The sequence below is a fragment of the Actinoplanes octamycinicus genome (genome assembly GCF_014205225.1).
Lineage (GTDB): Bacteria > Actinomycetota > Actinomycetes > Mycobacteriales > Micromonosporaceae > Actinoplanes > Actinoplanes octamycinicus.
The window spans coordinates 1,094,245-1,109,956 of sequence record NZ_JACHNB010000001.1; the positions used below are offsets into that span (position 1 = coordinate 1,094,245).

The 15,712-nt window shown below is 70.7% G+C and carries 15 protein-coding genes; 5 read left to right on the top strand and 10 right to left on the bottom strand.

Annotation, left to right across the window (positions count from 1 at the left end; genetic code table 11):
* Positions 1 to 48 precede the first annotated feature (48 nt).
* The 10 genes from BJY16_RS04775 to trpS all read right to left on the bottom strand — a co-directional run bounded on the left by BJY16_RS04775 (position 49) and on the right by trpS (position 9,520).
* On the bottom strand, positions 49 to 768 hold the full coding sequence (locus BJY16_RS04775; RefSeq protein ID WP_185037903.1) for a cytidine deaminase: 720 nt from the start codon (positions 766 to 768) through the stop codon (positions 49 to 51).
* 77 nt (positions 769 to 845) lie between these two features.
* Positions 846 to 2,114, bottom strand: a complete 1,269-nt coding sequence (locus tag BJY16_RS04780) for an ABC transporter permease (RefSeq protein ID WP_185037904.1) — start codon at positions 2,112 to 2,114, stop codon at positions 846 to 848.
* A 4-nt stretch (positions 2,115 to 2,118) separates the two neighbouring features.
* A complete protein-coding gene (locus tag BJY16_RS04785; RefSeq protein ID WP_185037905.1) occupies positions 2,119 to 3,360 on the bottom strand; it encodes an ABC transporter permease in 1,242 nt (413 codons plus the stop codon).
* Positions 3,357 to 4,835 (bottom strand): ABC transporter ATP-binding protein, encoded by a 1,479-nt coding sequence (locus tag BJY16_RS04790; RefSeq protein WP_307835716.1) that lies wholly within the window; start codon positions 4,833 to 4,835, stop codon positions 3,357 to 3,359. Before BJY16_RS04790 ends, BJY16_RS04785 begins: the two co-directional genes overlap by 4 nt.
* Positions 4,836 to 4,997: 162 nt before the next feature.
* A complete protein-coding gene (locus tag BJY16_RS04795) occupies positions 4,998 to 6,092 on the bottom strand; it encodes a BMP family lipoprotein (RefSeq protein WP_185037906.1) in 1,095 nt (364 codons plus the stop codon).
* 244 nt (positions 6,093 to 6,336) lie between these two features.
* Entirely contained in the window at positions 6,337 to 6,600 is a 264-nt protein-coding gene (locus BJY16_RS04800) for an SCO4848 family membrane protein (RefSeq protein WP_185037907.1), read from the bottom strand.
* A gap of 21 nt (positions 6,601 to 6,621) precedes the next feature.
* On the bottom strand, positions 6,622 to 7,008 hold the full coding sequence (locus BJY16_RS04805; protein ID WP_185037908.1) for a hypothetical protein: 387 nt from the start codon (positions 7,006 to 7,008) through the stop codon (positions 6,622 to 6,624).
* Positions 7,009 to 7,016: 8 nt separating this feature from the next.
* Positions 7,017 to 7,937, bottom strand: coding sequence for a YhjD/YihY/BrkB family envelope integrity protein (locus BJY16_RS04810; protein ID WP_185037909.1), 921 nt, complete (start codon positions 7,935 to 7,937; stop codon positions 7,017 to 7,019).
* A 21-nt stretch (positions 7,938 to 7,958) separates the two neighbouring features.
* Positions 7,959 to 8,489, bottom strand: a complete 531-nt coding sequence (locus BJY16_RS04815) for a 2'-5' RNA ligase family protein (protein WP_185037910.1) — start codon at positions 8,487 to 8,489, stop codon at positions 7,959 to 7,961.
* 5 nt (positions 8,490 to 8,494) lie between these two features.
* Entirely contained in the window at positions 8,495 to 9,520 is a 1,026-nt protein-coding gene (gene trpS, locus BJY16_RS04820; protein ID WP_185037911.1) for a tryptophan--tRNA ligase, read from the bottom strand.
* 177 nt (positions 9,521 to 9,697) lie between these two features.
* Here trpS and galE point away from each other — a divergent pair, with 177 nt between their 5' ends.
* The 5 genes from galE to BJY16_RS04845 all read left to right on the top strand — a co-directional run bounded on the left by galE (position 9,698) and on the right by BJY16_RS04845 (position 15,712).
* Positions 9,698 to 10,672 (top strand): UDP-glucose 4-epimerase GalE, encoded by a 975-nt coding sequence (gene galE, locus BJY16_RS04825; RefSeq protein WP_185037912.1) that lies wholly within the window; start codon positions 9,698 to 9,700, stop codon positions 10,670 to 10,672.
* Complete coding sequence (gene galK / locus BJY16_RS04830) at positions 10,669 to 11,817, top strand: galactokinase (protein ID WP_185037913.1); 1,149 nt, start codon at positions 10,669 to 10,671, stop codon at positions 11,815 to 11,817. Before galE ends, galK begins: the two co-directional genes overlap by 4 nt.
* A 1,015-nt stretch (positions 11,818 to 12,832) precedes the next feature.
* Entirely contained in the window at positions 12,833 to 14,050 is a 1,218-nt protein-coding gene (locus BJY16_RS04835; RefSeq protein ID WP_311775284.1) for an IS110 family RNA-guided transposase, read from the top strand.
* A 91-nt stretch (positions 14,051 to 14,141) separates the two neighbouring features.
* Positions 14,142 to 14,351 carry a hypothetical protein gene (locus BJY16_RS04840; protein WP_185037914.1) on the top strand — a complete coding sequence of 70 codons (210 nt, stop codon included), beginning with the start codon at positions 14,142 to 14,144 and terminating at the stop codon, positions 14,349 to 14,351.
* A 551-nt stretch (positions 14,352 to 14,902) separates the two neighbouring features.
* Positions 14,903 to 15,712 carry an ATP-binding protein gene (locus BJY16_RS04845; RefSeq protein WP_185037915.1) on the top strand — a complete coding sequence of 270 codons (810 nt, stop codon included), beginning with the start codon at positions 14,903 to 14,905 and terminating at the stop codon, positions 15,710 to 15,712.

Genomic DNA, 15,712 nt, shown 5'->3' on the forward strand with positions numbered 1-15,712 from the left:
AACCCGCTCACGCCTGTTCCTGTTTTTTCCAGCGCTGCGGGAGCCCGCTCACGCCTGTTCCTCTTTTTTCCAGCGCTGCGGGATACCCTCCGGCAGCTCGCCCTCGCCTGCCCAGGACAGTCCGCCCTCGGCGTCCACCACCACGATCCGCGGAGTGCGGACCAGACCCCAGGCCACCGCGGCGGAGGCGGTCGGGAAGTTCGGCCCCTCCTCCAGGATGCCCTTGTCCTCGCCGGTGCCCGGGGCGCCGGACGAGCGCTCCCAGTACCCGGTCCAGATCGTCGCGCCGCCGGACAGGTCCGGGTGCACGAAGACGGTGCCGCGGCCGCGCCACTTGGCCAGCTCGGCGGGGACCTCCGGGCCGCCGGCCGGGCCGGTGACCTTCTCCATGTCCACCCAGCCGAACGCGTGCGGCAGCAGCTCGTCCATCCGCAGCGGCCGGGGCAGCGCCTCGACCAGCATGTCCGGGCCGCCGTGCTCCCAGAGCAGCTGACGGCAGCGCCCGCACGGCATCAGCGGCGCCCCGGTGGCATCCACGCAGGACATCGCCACCAGCTTGCCGCCGCCGCTCGCGTGCAGCGCGCTGACCAGACCGCACTCGGCGCACAGGGTCATCCCGAGCGAGGCGTTCTCGACGTTGCAGCCGACGATCACCCGGCCGTCGTCGACCAGGCCGGCGACGCCGACCGGGAAGTCGGATGCGGGCACGTAGGCACGACGCATCACCTCGATGGCGGCTGCTCGTAGAGCCGCCCAGTCGATCTCCATGATCTCGATTCTGCCCCACTGTCCGGTCCGTCAACGACGGATGCCCGGGCCAGGCCCGGGCATCCGTGGAGAAAAGCTCAGCTCTTGATGTACGGGATGCCGTCCGCGGCGGGCGCCCGCACCCGGCCGACCAGACCGGCCACCGCGATGATCGTGGCGATGTACGGCAGCATGCTGAGGAACTGGTTCGGCACCGGGCTGCCGATCGCGGCCAGGTAGAACGCCAGCTTCTGGGCGAACCCGAAGAACAGCGCCGCGCCGAACGCCCCGATCGGCGAATACCGCCCGAAGATCAGCGCGGCGAGCGCGATGAAGCCGGCGCCGGCCGTCATGTTCTTGGTGAAGCTGCCGGTCGCCACCAGCGTGAAGTACGCCCCGCCGAGACCGGCCACCACGCCGCCGAGCAGCACGTTCAGGTAGCGCAGGCCGCGCACCCGGATGCCCACCGTGTCAGCCGCGGTGGGGTGCTCGCCGACCGCCCGGGTCCGCAGGCCCCACCGGGTCCGGTTGAGCCCGAAGTGAATCACCACGACCAGCGCCAGGGCGATCCAGAGCAGCAGCGTGGCGTGGAAGAACACCGGGCCGAGCACCGGGATGTCGGCCAGCCCCGGGATGCGCCAGCTGGGCATCTGCGGCGGGGTGTTGTACTTCGCCGCGTCGGGCTGCATCAGCCGCTCGTAGAGGAAGCCGGTGACCCCGAGCGCGAACAGGTTCAGCACGATGCCGACCACGGTCTGGTCGACCAGGTAGCGGATCGACAGCACGGCCAGGATCGCCGCGATGATCACACCGCCGACCGCGGCGCTGATCAGGCCGGCCCAGACGCTGCCGGCCATGGTGCCGATCAGGGCGCCGCCGAACGCGCCCATCAGGAACTGGCCCTCGATCGCGACGTTCACCACGCCGGACCGCTCGCCCAGGACACCGGCCAGGGCGCCGAGGATCAGCGGCAGGGCGAGGTCCATGGTGCCGCTGAGGGTGTCCTCCAGGGCCAGGAACTGACCGGCCACCTGCCAGCACAGGAACGACAGCACGAAGGTCACGATGCCGATCACCAGCAGCGCGTTCGACCAGCGTTTGAGCAGGCCGGACACCAGCAGGCCGCCGGCCACCACGGTCAGCACGCCGAACAGCACCGCGCCGAACTGGCCGTTGATCGAGAGTGCGGCCCCGGTGGCGTCCTCGGTGAGCGTGAACCGGGCGTCCTCGCTCGGCGCGAGCGAGCCGAACAACAGCGCGGCGACGACGCCGAGCAGGGTCAGGGCCACCCCGAGGCGGCGCTGCCGGGTCCAGAACGGCTCCGGCGCGGCGACCTCGGCCAGCTCCTCCACAGTCGTGGTCGACATGTCCTCAGCCCTTCGCCGTGGTGCGCGCGGCACGGAGTTGGAAGATCGCCTTCACCAGTGCGGGGGCGGCGATGAAGATGACGATCAGGGCCTGCAGCACGGTGACCAGTTCCAGGGAGATACCGGTGAACGACTGCATCCGGTTGCCACCGGCCCGCAGCGCGCCGAACAGGATCGCGGCGAGCAGGGTGCCCCACGGGCGGTTGCGGCCGAGCAGCGCGACCAGCAGGCCGTCGAAGCCGATGTTGCCGGCCACCGACGGGGTCAGCGCGTACGCCGTGCCCAGCACCTGGGTCGCCCCGCCGAGCCCGGCCAGGCCACCGGCCACCGCCATGAGCAGGGTGTACGTCTTGGCCACGCTGATCCCGGCGGTCTTCGCGGCGTGCGCGTTGGAGCCCACCGCGCGCAGCTCGAAGCCGAACGCCGACCGGTTCAGCAGCCAGGCCACCCCGGCGGTGACCAGCACCGCCAGCACGATGCCCAGGTGCACCCGGAGCACGCCGCCGAACGACGGCAGCTGGGCCGACTCGGCGACCGCCTTGCTGATCGCGTCGCTGCGGCCGGGCTGCTGGATGCCCTTCTGGATGACCAGCCAGGACAGGAAGAGCCCGGCGATGTAGTTGAGCATGATCGTGGTGATCACCTCGTGCGCGCCGGTCCGGGCCTTGAGCAGGCCGGGCAGGAAACCCCACAGGGCGCCGCCGAGCGCGCCGGCGACCAGCGCCACGATCAGGTTGAGCACGATCGGCAGGCCGAAGCTGAACCCGGCGACCCCGGCCGCGATGCAACCGAGCACCGCCTGACCCTGCGCGCCGATGTTGAACAGGCCGCCGCGGAAGGCGAGCGAGACCGACAGGCCGGTGAAGACCAGCGGGGCGGCGTAGGTCAGCGTCTCGGAGATCGGCGAGAACGCGTCCTGCCAGGAGCCGGAGCCGGAGAGCCAGGCGCTGATCGCCTCCGGGTCACCGAGCGCGCCCTTGAGCAGGTCGGCGTAGGCCGAGCTGATCAGCGCCCAGCTGGCCTCGATCGCGTCACCCGGGCGGGCGGTGAAGTAGCCGAACTTCGCCAGCACCGCCGCGTCCGAGATGACCACCAGCACCGCGCCGATCAGCACGGCCAGGAAGATCGACAGGACGGTGACCGTGACGCTGTTCGACGCCCAGAGGTTGCGCAGGAAGGCGTTGAGGAACGTCTCCTTCCCGGCCGGCGCCTCGTCCTTCTTCGGTGTGGTCGTCTCGGCGGTCACTTCTTCTCCTCGTTGCCGCCGGTGATGCCGGCCATCAGCAGGCCGATCTCCTCGCGCGGGGTGTCCGGCGAGACGATCGCCAGGATCCGGCCGCGGTACATCACCGCGATCCGGTCGGCCAGCCCGACCACCTCGTCGAGCTCGCTGGAGACCACCAGCACCGCGGTGCCCTGGTCCCGCTCGTGGATGATCTGGCCGTGGATGAACTCGATCGAGCCGACGTCCACGCCGCGGGTCGGCTGGGACGCGATGAACAGGCGCAGCGGCCGGGACATCTCCCGGGCGATGACGACCTTCTGCTGGTTGCCGCCGGAGAGGGTGCCGACCGCGGACTCCGGTGACTGGCACCGGATGTCGAACTGCGTGACCCGCTCCTTGGCGTTCCCGCCGATCTTCGTGAGGTCCAGCCGGAACGCGTTGCCGAACGGCTCCCGGTCGTACATGTCCAGGATCAGGTTCTCGGCGACGCTGAACTCCTTGACCACGCCGTCGTGGCTGCGGTCCTCGGGGACGTAGCCGACGCCGGAGCGCAGGATCTTCTTGGTGCTCTGCCCGGCCAGGTCCTCGCTGTCCAGCTCGATCGTGCCGGCGCGCACCTCGCGCAGCCCCATGATCGCCTCGACCAGCTCGGTCTGCCCGTTGCCCTGCACCCCGGCGATGCCCATCACCTCGCCGGCACGGACCTCCAGGTCGACGCCGTCGACCGCGCGGATCCCCCGGTCGTCGTCGACGACCAGGCCGGCCACCTGGAGCACGGCGCGGCCCGGCTCGGCCGGCTGCTTGTCCACCTCGAGGCTGACCGCGCGGCCGACCATCAGGGCGGCCAGCTCGTCCTCACTGGTGTCCGGGCTGGCGGTGCCGACGATCTTGCCGCGGCGGACCACGGTGATCCGGTCGGCGATCGCCTTGACCTCTTTGAGCTTGTGGGTGATGAAGACGATCGACTTGCCCATCTCGGTGAGCGAGCGCATCACCGCGAGCAGTTCCTCGGTCTCCTGCGGGGTGAGCACCGCGGTCGGCTCGTCCAGGATCAGCAGGTCGACGTCGCGGGTCAGCGCCTTGACGATCTCCACCCGCTGCTGGGCGCCGACCGGCAGGTCCTCGACCAGCGCGTCCGGGTCGACCGGCAGGCCGAACTTCTTCGAGGTCTCCAGCACGTCCCGGCGGGCGCGGCGGCGGTCCAGCCAGCCGAGCGGGCCGCCGCGGGTCTCCTCGGCGCCGAGCGCGATGTTCTCCGCCACGGTGAAGACCGGGACCAGCATGAAGTGCTGGTGCACCATGCCGATGCCGGCCGCGATCGCGTCGCGGGGGCTGCGGAAGACCGTGGGCTCGTCGTTCACGACGATCTGGCCCTCGTCCGGCTGCAGCAGGCCGTACAACTGGTTCATCAGGGTGGACTTGCCGGCGCCGTTCTCGCCCAGCAGGGCGTGCACCTCGCCGGGCTCGACGGTGATGTCGATGTGGTCGTTGGCCACCAGGTCGCCGAAGCGCTTGGTGATGCCGCGCAGTTCCAGTTTCAGCGGAATCTCCCGAGTCTCGGTGCTGGTCCTGGTGGGGGGTGGTCTAACGCGAGCCGCCGCCGGTCACGAGCTGGGAACCCGTGGCCGAGCGGCGGCCGACATGCTACTACTGCAAGGTCACTTCGGGGCGCTGGCCGACTCGGCCTTGACCGTACCGGCGACGATGTCCTTCTTCAGCTGCTCCAGCTCCGACTTCAGGGTCGCGTCGACCTTGCTCTCGAACTGGTTGAACGGGGCCAGGCTGACGCCGTCGTTCTCCAGGGTGCCGATGTAGCCCGGGGTGGCCTCGAGCTTCTCGCCCTTGGCGCCCTTGACCACGGACTCCTTGACCGCCTCCTGGACGTTCTTCACCACGGTGCTGAGGAACACGTCGCAGTACTGCGCGGCCGACTTGCAGCCGTCCTGGTCGACCCAGATGACCGAGACCTTGCCGGCCGAGTCCTTGGCGACCTGGGCGGTGCCCAGACCGGTGCCGCCGGCGACCGGCATGACCACGTCGGCGCCCTGCGAGACCAGGGTCTGGGTGATCGTCTTGCCCTTGTTCTGGTCGATGAAGCTGTCGGCGAAGGTGCCGTTCTGCTTCGCCTTGTCCCAGCCGAGGACCTGGACGGTCTTGCCCTTCTTCTGGTTGTAGTAGGCGACGCCGTCGGCGAAGCCGTCCATGAAGATGGTGACCGGCGGGATCTTCAGGCCGCCGTAGGTGCCGACCTTGCCCGACTTCGAGTAGCCCGCGGCCAGGTAGCCGGCCAGGAAGGCGGCCTGCTGGGTGGCGAACTGCATCGGGTAGACGTTGGCGCCGGAGCTGCTGCTGTCCACGATGGCGAACTGCGAGCTGGTGCTCTCGCCGGCGACCTTCTTGGTCGAGTCGCCCATCAGGCCGCCGACCGCGAGGATGTAGTCACACTTCTGCGAGACGAAGTTGCGCAGGTTCGGCTCGTAGTCGGCCTCGGAGGACGAGGCGACGTACTTCGGGTCCACGTTGCTGGCCTCGGCCTTGGCGGCCTGGATGCCGGCCCACGCGGAGGCGTTGAACGACTTGTCGTCGATGCCGCCGGTGTCGGTCACCATGCAGGCCTTGTAAGCGGCGGCCGCGCTGGAGCTGGCGCTGCCGGACGAGGTCTCCTCCGGAGCGTCACCACAAGCCGCGGCTGCGAGCGTCAGCCCACCTGCCGCGAGAATCGCCACGATCCGCTTCCCACGTACTGGGCGCAAGACGCCCTCCTTCCACTGCTCACCGCACTGTCGGCAAGTCTCAGGTCGGCAGCGTATCCGGGGGTCATGGGGTCGGCAGGCGTTCGGTACGGACTGTTGGCGCACCGTTATCGCGCCGCAATCACCAGGGATTTTGCCTGCCGCTTTCGGTGGGATCCCAGCGGAATTGCCCGGCGGCCGCGTAACCGGGGATTAATCTTCGCCGTCGGCAACCCCATGCGATCACGATTCGCTTCGGTTGCGGTCACTTTTCGGTCACGGCCGCGTTCTCTGTCAAGACCCTTTTCGGTACGGCCCGCCACGCGCGCACGCCGAGCACGCCCACCACCGTCCCGATCGTCAGCGACGCCGCGATCAGCAGGGCGTGCACCCAGAGGAACGAGGTCGGCGACCCGCCGTCGAAGGACCGGTCGTCCCGGTAGATCGCCAGAGCGAACCGGGGCCAGATCACCCAGGTCCAGACGCCGACCGCCATCAGGAACGCCGCCCACCGTCGCGTGATCACCACCGGGTCAGTATCGCAGCGCGGCTAACCGGTCAGCCGGGCGGCTATCCGGCGCCACCCGGCGCGGACCAGCTCCGGATCCGGCTCGTCCGGCGGCGGACCGGACCCGGCCGGCTCGGCCAGCAGGTCGTCGGCCGGGTCGGTGTCGTCCTGCGCCTGCGCCCGGATCAGCGCGATCTCCTCGCGGATGGCGTCCGCCCCGGCCAGCGGCAGCATCGGCTCGACCACCGCCATCAGGTCGGCGTCGGCCACCACGGCACGGGCCAGCGCCACCGCGTGCTCCCGCTCGTACGGCCCGCAGACCACCGGGTCCCAGTCCTCCCGGTCACCGAGCGAGCCGATGGTGATCACCCAGGGCTGGTCGGCCAGCGGCGAGCCGGGCGGCAGGTGCAGCGTGACGAGAGTCCCCACGCAGCACATCATCGCGGCCGGGCGTCCCGGATCCACAGGTTTTGGCCCACCGGAGCGGTTTTGTCGTCGGCGGACAGATCCACCACCCGGCCGTGCGGGCTGGTCGCCGCCCAGGCCGCGCCGAACAGCAGCAGCTGGTGGAAGACGTAGAGGTAGACCAGCGCGCCGACGGCCGAGCCGACCAGGCCGTACGCCGGGTTGCGCTGGACCATCGCGACGAACGACTTGCCCACCGTGTTGAGCAGCATCAGCCCGATCCCGACCTGCAGCACCGGCGGCGTCATCCGCCGCGCGGTCATCCGCAGCCGGGGCACCGCGGTCAGCAGGGCCGCGGCCAGCAGCATGTTCACGCCCAGCGTGAGGATCAGGCTGACCACCGTGAGAGTGTTCTGGAAGCCGCCGTCGGCCATCCAGACCAGCACCTTCTCCAGGCCGTAGACGGCCAGCTGGGTGAGCGCCAGCAGGATCAGGATGCCGACCAGCACCAGCAGGTCCAGCCCCTGCCGGATGCCGAAGTAGCCGGGCTGCTCGCGCAGCTGCCAGATGTGCCGCTGCGAGGAGCGGATCGCCTCCACCCAGCCGATGCCGGTGAAGGTCAGGCCGACGATGCCGACGATGCCGACGGTCTTCTTGCTGTCCAGGATCGCCTGCACGTCGAGGAACGGCAGGTTCTGCCGGAGGAAGTCGTGCACCGCGTGGAACAGCTCGGGATTGCTGGTGAGCAGGAACCCGAAGACCGAGTAGCCGATCAGCAGCAGCGCGAAGACGGCGAAGAACGCGTAGTAGGCGCTCGCGGCGGCCAGCCGGCCGCCCTGCACACCGTCGTACCGCAGCAGCGTCCGGCACAGGTGGTCGAAGTAGCGGGAGCGGTACCGCACCTTCATGATCCGGGCCGCCACCGCGTCGTAGGCCCGATCGATGGGGTTCACCGCGCGACCGTAACCGACGGATCAGCCGCCGAGCGGGAAGTCACGCCGCGGCCGCCAGGGTCCCTCGCCACCGTGCGAGAAGAGCGTGAACGACGACACCGGGAATCGCGCCGAGAACCCGGCGAGATCGTCGAAGACCGCGTCCAGCGCGTCCGGCGCCACGTCCTGCGCCACGGTGACGTGCGGGTGGTAGGGGAACCGGCTGTCCCGGCGGATGTCCTCGGACCGGGTGATCGCCTCGGCGAGCAGCTCACACTCGCTGATGCCCATCGCCAGGCTGACGAAAACCACCTCGGTGACCGGCCGGAACGTGCCGGTCCCGCGCAGGTGGATGGTGAACGGCGGCTGGGCCGAGGCGACCGACTCCAGGTGTTTCTCCACCGCCGGCAGCACGTCGGTGTCCACCTCGGTCGGGCCGAGCAGGGTGACGTGCGCCGGCGTCCAGGCGGCCTGCGGGTCGCCGGCCTCCGCGCGCCGGCGGGTCAGCATCGCGCCCCAGGGCTCCGGGATGTCGATGGCCACGCCGATCCGGGTGCGGGCGGGGTCGGACACCGGGGTCAGGCCCCGCGGGCGGGGCTGAGGAAACCCACGTTCTGGTACGTCTTGGCGAGCGTGCGGGCGGACACCGCGCGAGCCTTCTCCGCGCCGATCGCCAGCAGCTTGTCCAGCTGCGCCTTGTCGTCCAGGTACGCCTTGGTCTTCTCCTGGATCGGCTTGACGAACTCGACCAGCACCTCGGCCAGGTCCTTCTTCAGGTCGCCGTAGCCGCGGCCGTCGTACTGCTCGAGCAGGTCGTCGATGGTGCGGGTGGTGAGCGCCGCGTACATGGTCAGCAGGTTGCTGATGCCGGGCTTGTTCACCTCGTCGTACAGGATCTCGCGGCCGGTGTCGGTGACCGCCGACTTGATCTTCTTGGCCGAGCGGGCCGGGTCCTCCAGCAGCTCGATGATCCCGTTCGGCGAGGAGGCCGACTTGGACATCTTGATCGTCGGGTCCTGCAGGTCGGTGATCTTCGCGGTGTCCTTGACGATGAACGCCGACGGCATCGTGAAGGTCTGGCCGAACCGGGTGTTGAACCGCTGCGCCAGGTCCCGGGTCAGCTCCAGGTGCTGCCGCTGGTCCTCGCCGACCGGGACCTGGTCGGCCTGGTAGAGCAGGATGTCCGCGGCCTGCAGGATCGGGTAGGTGAACAGGCCGACGCTGGTGCTGTCCTGCCCGGCCTTGGCCGACTTGTCCTTGAACTGGACCATCCGGCCGGCCTCGCCGAACCCGGTGATGCAGCTGAGCACCCAGCCGAGCTGGGCGTGCTCCGGCACGTGCGACTGGACGAAGAGGGTGCACCGCTCCGGGTCGAGCCCGAGCGCGAGCAGCTGGGCCACCGAGATCCGGGTACGGTTACGGAGCGTCGCCGGGTCGTGCCCCATGGTGATCGCGTGCAGATCGACCACCATGTAGAACGCGTCGTGGGTCTCCTGCATCGCGACCCAGTTGCGCACCGCGCCGAGGTAGTTGCCGAGGTGGAAGGAGTCGGCGGTCGGCTGGATGCCGGAGAGCACTCGCGGGCGGCGGGCAACGTCGGACATGGGGGTCATTGTGTCAGTCCCGGCCCGGATCCCGCGAACCCCCTCACCACCCTCGCGTCATGTTCGAACCTGTTGACTTATGAGCGTTTCTGGACGATTCTAAGATCGCGTCCGCGAAGCTTGCCCGCGGCAGAAGAACACCAGGACACCCGCACCTTTCAGAAAGGTCCCTGAGCCGTGAAATTGCTCGTCACCGGCGGCGCCGGTTACGTCGGCAGCGTGACCAGCCGGCTGCTGCTCGACGCCGGCCACGAGGTCGTGGTGCTGGACAGCCTGCGGACCGGGTTCCGCGAGGCGGTCGCCCCGGACGCCACCTTCGTCGAGGCGGACATCGCCGACGCCGGCCGGGTGCTCACGCGGGCGGCCGGCTTCGACGCGGTGCTGCACTTCGCCGGGCTGATCGCGGCCGGCGAGTCGATGGCCAGGCCCGAGCTGTACTGGCACGAGAACGTGGTGAAGTCGCTCGCCCTGCTGGACGCGGTCCGCGCCGCCCAGGTGCCCCGGGTGATCTTCTCGTCCACCGCCGCGGTCTACGGCAACCCGGTCGAGATCCCGATCAGCGAGACCGCCGCCAAGGCCCCGACCAGCACCTACGGGTCCACCAAGCTGGCCTTCGACCTGGCCCTGACCTCGGAGACGTTCGCGCACCGGCTGGCCGCCGTCTCGCTGCGCTACTTCAACGTGGCCGGGGCGTACATCGCCGGCGGGCACGAGATCGGCGAGCGGCACGACCCGGAGACCCACCTGATCCCGATCACCCTGCAGGTGGCCGCCGGCAAGCGGGACAAGCTGCAACTGTTCGGCGACGACTACCCGACCGGCGACGGCACCTGCGTGCGCGACTACATCCACGTCGAGGACCTGGCCCGGGCGCACCTGCTGGCGCTGGAGGCGGCCACCCCCGGCGCGCACAAGATCTACAACCTGGGCAACGGGAACGGCTTCTCCAACCGGCAGGTCGTCGAGGCGGCCCGCGAGGTGACCGGCGCCGCCATCCCGGTGGAGATCGCCCCGCGCCGGGACGGCGACCCGGCCACCCTGGTGGCCTCCTCCGACCGGGCCTGCGCCGAGCTGGGCTGGGTACCCCGGAAGAACACCCTGCAGGCGATGATCGGTGACGCTTGGACCTTCTACCGGAAGCACGTGGCATGAGCATTCGCGACGAGGCCGTCAAGGCCTTCACCGAGGCGTACGGCGCGGACCCCGCCGGATTGTGGGCCGCCCCCGGCCGGGTCAACCTGATCGGCGAGCACACCGACTACAACGACGGCTTCGTGCTGCCCTTCGCGCTGCCGCAGCGCACCGTCGCGGCGGCCGGCCCGGCCCCGGACGGCGTCTTCTCGATCTGCTCCACGCTGGCGCCCGAGCCGGTGACCTTCGGCCCGGAGACCGCGCCCGGCGAGGTGACCGGCTGGGGGGCCTACGTGGCCGGGGTGGTGTGGGCGCTGCGCGAGGCCGGCTTCGAGCCGCCCGCCGCGCGCATCGCGATCGCCTCGGACGTGCCGCTCGGCTCCGGCCTGTCGTCGTCGGCCGCGCTCGAATCGGCGGTGCTCACCGCGCTGGCCGACCTGGGCGGGCTGGACGTGCCGCTGGAGCGGCGCCCGGCGATCGCCCAGCGCGCCGAGAACCTCTACGTCGGCGCGCCCACCGGCATCCTCGACCAGTCCGCGTCGATCCGCTGCGAGGCCGGCCGGGCGCTGTTCCTGGACTGCCGGTCGTACGCCATCGAGCAGATCCCGTTCGACCTGGCCGCCGCCGGCCTGGCCATCCTGGTGATCAACAGCAACGCCCCGCATCAGCACGTCGACGGCGAGTACGGCGCCCGCCGCAAGAGCTGCGAGGAGTCCGCCGCCGTCCTGGGCGTGCCCGCGCTGCGCGACGTCGGCGTCCCCGAGCTGCCCGCCGCCCTGGACCGGCTCGGCGACGAGGTGCTACGCAAACGCACCCGGCACATCGTCACCGAGAACCAGCGGGTACTGGACACGGTGGCGCTGCTGCGCGCCGGCCGGGTCCGCGAGATCGGCCCGCTGCTGACCGCCTCCCACACCTCGATGCGCGACGACTTCGAGATCACCGTGGCCCAGGTCGACGTGGCCGTGGAGGCGGCCCTGGCCGCCGGCGCCCACGGAGCCCGGATGACCGGCGGCGGCTTCGGCGGCTGCGTCCTGGCCCTGATCGACGCCGGCCGAGCCGAGGAGACCGCCGCCGCGGTCGCCGCCGCCTACGCCGACCACGGCTTCACCGCCCCGACGAGCTGGGTCGCGGTAGCCGGCCCCGGCGCCACCAAACTCCCCTGATCCACACGCGGCCGCCCCGGCCGCTTTTCGAAGCTTCCTGGGCGGCCGGCAGTATCCCGCCACCCCACGAAGTTGCTGAGGCGGCCGGCACCACCCGGCCACCCCACGAAGCTACTGAGGCGACCGGCACCACCCGGCCACCCCACGAAGCTGCCGAGGCAACCGGCACCACCCGGCCACCCCTCCAAGTTGCTGGGGTGGCCGGACACCGTCCGGCCACTCCACGAGGCTCCTGGGGCAACCGGCACCACCCGGCCACCCCTCCGAGTTGCTGAGGCGGCCGGCCGGACACCATCCGGCCGCCCGTCGGCGCTGCTGCGCGGCCGCCCACCATCTGGCCGCCCGTCGGCGTTGCTGCGCGGCCGCCCACCATCCGGCCGCCCGTCGGCGCTGCTGCGCGGCCGGACACCATCCGGCCGCCCGTCGGCGCTGCTGCGCGGCCGGACACTACCCGGCCGTCCCTCGGAAGTGCTGGCGGCCGGGCTCCACCCGGCCGTCCAGTCGCGCACGACGGCCCAGCCGAACCGGCGCGCACCCTGTCACCAGCACAAACGAAAGATCGCGGACCCCGCCCTTCCCTGGGGGAGCCCCCGCTGAACAGTGTGGCGGACAAGTGGGGCGGCCTGTGGGTGGGCTGTGGACAACGGCGCACTGTGGGTTTCCTGTTCGGCGACCGGAGACCGGCGATGACGTTCGGCGACCGGGGACCGGCGATGCGACGGGGCACGGGCAATGACGTTCGGTGACCGACCGCGGACAATGAAGAGGGTGGCGATCGCTTTGGACGCGCAGCGGCCAGATCGCCGCCCTCGGCCCGCGCTACTTAAAGAGAATTTGGTGTACGACCGCGGCCCGGCCAGGCTTGGTCGAGGTGATCGGTAGGGTGCTCAGGCCCGCGCTGCCCACTCATATGGCGGGGTGTGGCTCTCTCCCGGCTTGGACCCTGCCGGTCACCGTGGCGCGGAGTGGCTGAAGAGGGGTTTGCCCAGCTGTAAGTAGCGTTGCCCTCCCGCTGGTGTGGTTCTGCCGCGACGACGGGAAGGTCAACGGGTACATGGGTCAGCTGATCATTGGAGTCGATCCGCACAAGCGGTCCGCGACGATCGAGATCATCAACGAGCGTGAACAGGTGCTGGCCCGTGGCAGGTACGGCACCGACACCGGTGGCTACCAGCAGATGCTCGCCGCCGGCCGCCGTCACGCCGGCCGGGTGTGGGCGGTCGAGGGCTGTAACGGCATCGGCCGGCACCTGGCCCAGCGGCTGGTCGCCGACGGCGAAACCGTGCTGGACGTCCCGGCGAAACTCGCCGCGAAAGCCCGCAACTTTGACACCGGGCACGGCCGTAAAACCGACGGTCACGACGCGCACCACATCGCGGTGACCGCCCTGCGCACCCCGGGCCTGCGCCGCGTTCACGCCGACGGCGCCACCGTCGCGCTGCGGCTGCTGGCCGACCGCCGCGACCAGCTCGGCGCCACCCGCACCGAGACCATCAACCGGCTGCACCAGCTACTGCTCGAACTGATCCCCGGCGGCGCGAAGAAGAACCTGACCACCGACCAGGCCCGCACCCTGCTCGAACGCGTCAGCGTCCCGGCCGGCGACATCGTCACCGCCACCCGCTATCAGCTGGCCGGCGACCTGGCCGACGAGCTCACCACCCTGGACACCAAGATCAAAGCAGCCAACCGGCAGCTGAAGACCGTGCTGGCCGCCACCGGCACCCAGCTGACCAGCCTCAACGGCATCGGCCCCTCCGGCGCCGCCCGCCTGCTCGGCGACATCGGCGACATCAGCCGCTTCCCGACCCGCGGGCACTTCGCCACCTGGAACGGCACCGCCCCCATCGACGTGTCCTCCGGCGACAACCATCATCACCGGCTCAACCGGGCCGGGAACCGGCGCATCAACCGGGTCCTGCACATCATGGCCATCACCCAGCTCCGCTTCGACACCCCCGGCCGCGCCTACTACCAGCGCAAACGCGCCGAAGGCAAAACCGCGATGGAAGCCATGCGAGCGTTGAAACGACGCCTGTCCGACACCGTCTACCGCCAAATGATCAAAGACGACCACACGGCACAACAGACAGCGACGGGTCCGGGAGGACACACGGGGGCGACTCTGAACTCCAGCGCGGCCGACCCAAACCCCAAGATCGACACTTCGGAAAAGTCACAACCCGGACCCGCCAACCACCACCCTAAAACACCCCTCACACCAACCCCTTGACAGAGGGGTGCCGGGAGCATGCGATCCGCACCCCGGCGGACGTGCGCACATCAAGATTTTGATCTTGGGGTTGATCGGGTATGGCTCAGGCATGACGACTGAGCCCACCGCGCGTGACGAAGAGAACGAGCCGAACGAGTTCGGCTTCTCCGGCGAGCCGAGCCTGCCCGAGCCGCACCAGGTGCCGCATCTGGCGGAGGGTGAGGGCGAGCGGATCGCGGTGCCCTCCGGCGACCTCACCGGGGCGATCACCGAGGCGATCGAAGAGGTCTCCGAGCAGCGGCGCGACGACAAAAACTGAACGACCGGCAGGGCGACCCGCCGACGTGAACAGTGCACGCCGGATCGGCTCGGCCCGCTTGAGCAGAGGCTGGACCGGGACGGCCCGGCTGAGCAGGGACTGACCGGGCGACCCGGTTGAGCAAAGGCTGAACCGAAGCGGCCCGGCTTGACCGCGGCACGGTTGAGCAAAGGCTGGACCGAAGCGGCCCGGCTTGACCGCGGCACGGTTGAGCAAAGGCTGGACCGGGATGGCCCGGCTGGGCACGGACTGACCGCGGCGGCTCGGCTGAGCGGAGGCGACGCAGCCGAGCCGCCCGCCCACGCGCGGACCCGGCTGAGCGATACCGGAACGGCCGGGTGCGGGAGCCGGGGCGACCCGAGCGGACGACCCCGGGCGACTGCGGCCAAGAGCGGGCGACAACCCCGCTGAGCAGCGCCGGATCGACGGGACGAGGGCCCGCCGGCGCATCCGGCCGAGCCATTCGGGCCTCCCCCACCTGGCCTTTCGCCCGATCACCCGCAGGAGCGAGACCAGGGGGACCCCGGCCGACCGGCGGTTATGGTGTGGGCATGGGGGTCAGCCCACCGTATCTTCACGATGACACCGAGCAAGGTGTCTCCGTCCGCGTCGACATCGCCGCCGACGCTGCCGTCTCGCTGCTCACGGTTCGCGGGCCCTGGGACGACCGGCTCCGGCAGAACACGTCGGTCTCGCTGCGCCGCTGCTTCACCGAGCATCCGGACGCGCTGATCGTCGACCTGAGCCGGCTGCGCGACCCGCGCAGCGAGAGCGTGCCGACCTGGACCACGGCCCGGACCGTGGCGGCCGGCCTGCAACCGCCGGTGCACCTGGCCCTCTGCGTGCCGCCGGACCTGCCGCTGGCCGACCGGATGCAGGGTCTGGGCGCCGGGCGGTTCCTGCCGGTCTACGCGAAGGTGCGGCAGGCCCGGGTGGCCGTCGCCGGCCGGATCCCGGACGCCGAGCGGCTGGTGGTCACGCTCCGGCCGGACACCGACGCGCCGAGCCTGGCCCGGAACCTGGTCAGTGACGCCTGCCTGGGCTGGGGTCTGACCGGGCTGCTGCACCGCAGCCGGCTGGTGATGTCCGAGCTGGTGACGAACGCGGTCGAGCACGCCGGCACGGAGATCCGGGTGGTGGTGACCCGGCGCGGCGCCGGGCTGCACCTGTCGGTCGGTGACGGCGATCCGCGGATGCCGCGAATGCTGCGCCCGGCCCGGCCGCGCAAGGGGATGCCGCTGGACGAGCGGGGCCGCGGCCTGCAGACCGTGCACGAGACGGCCGAGCTGTGGGGTGCGGTGCCGACCCCGAGCGGGAAAGTGGTGTGGGCGACGGTCCGGGAGCGCCGGACCGCCGCCTGA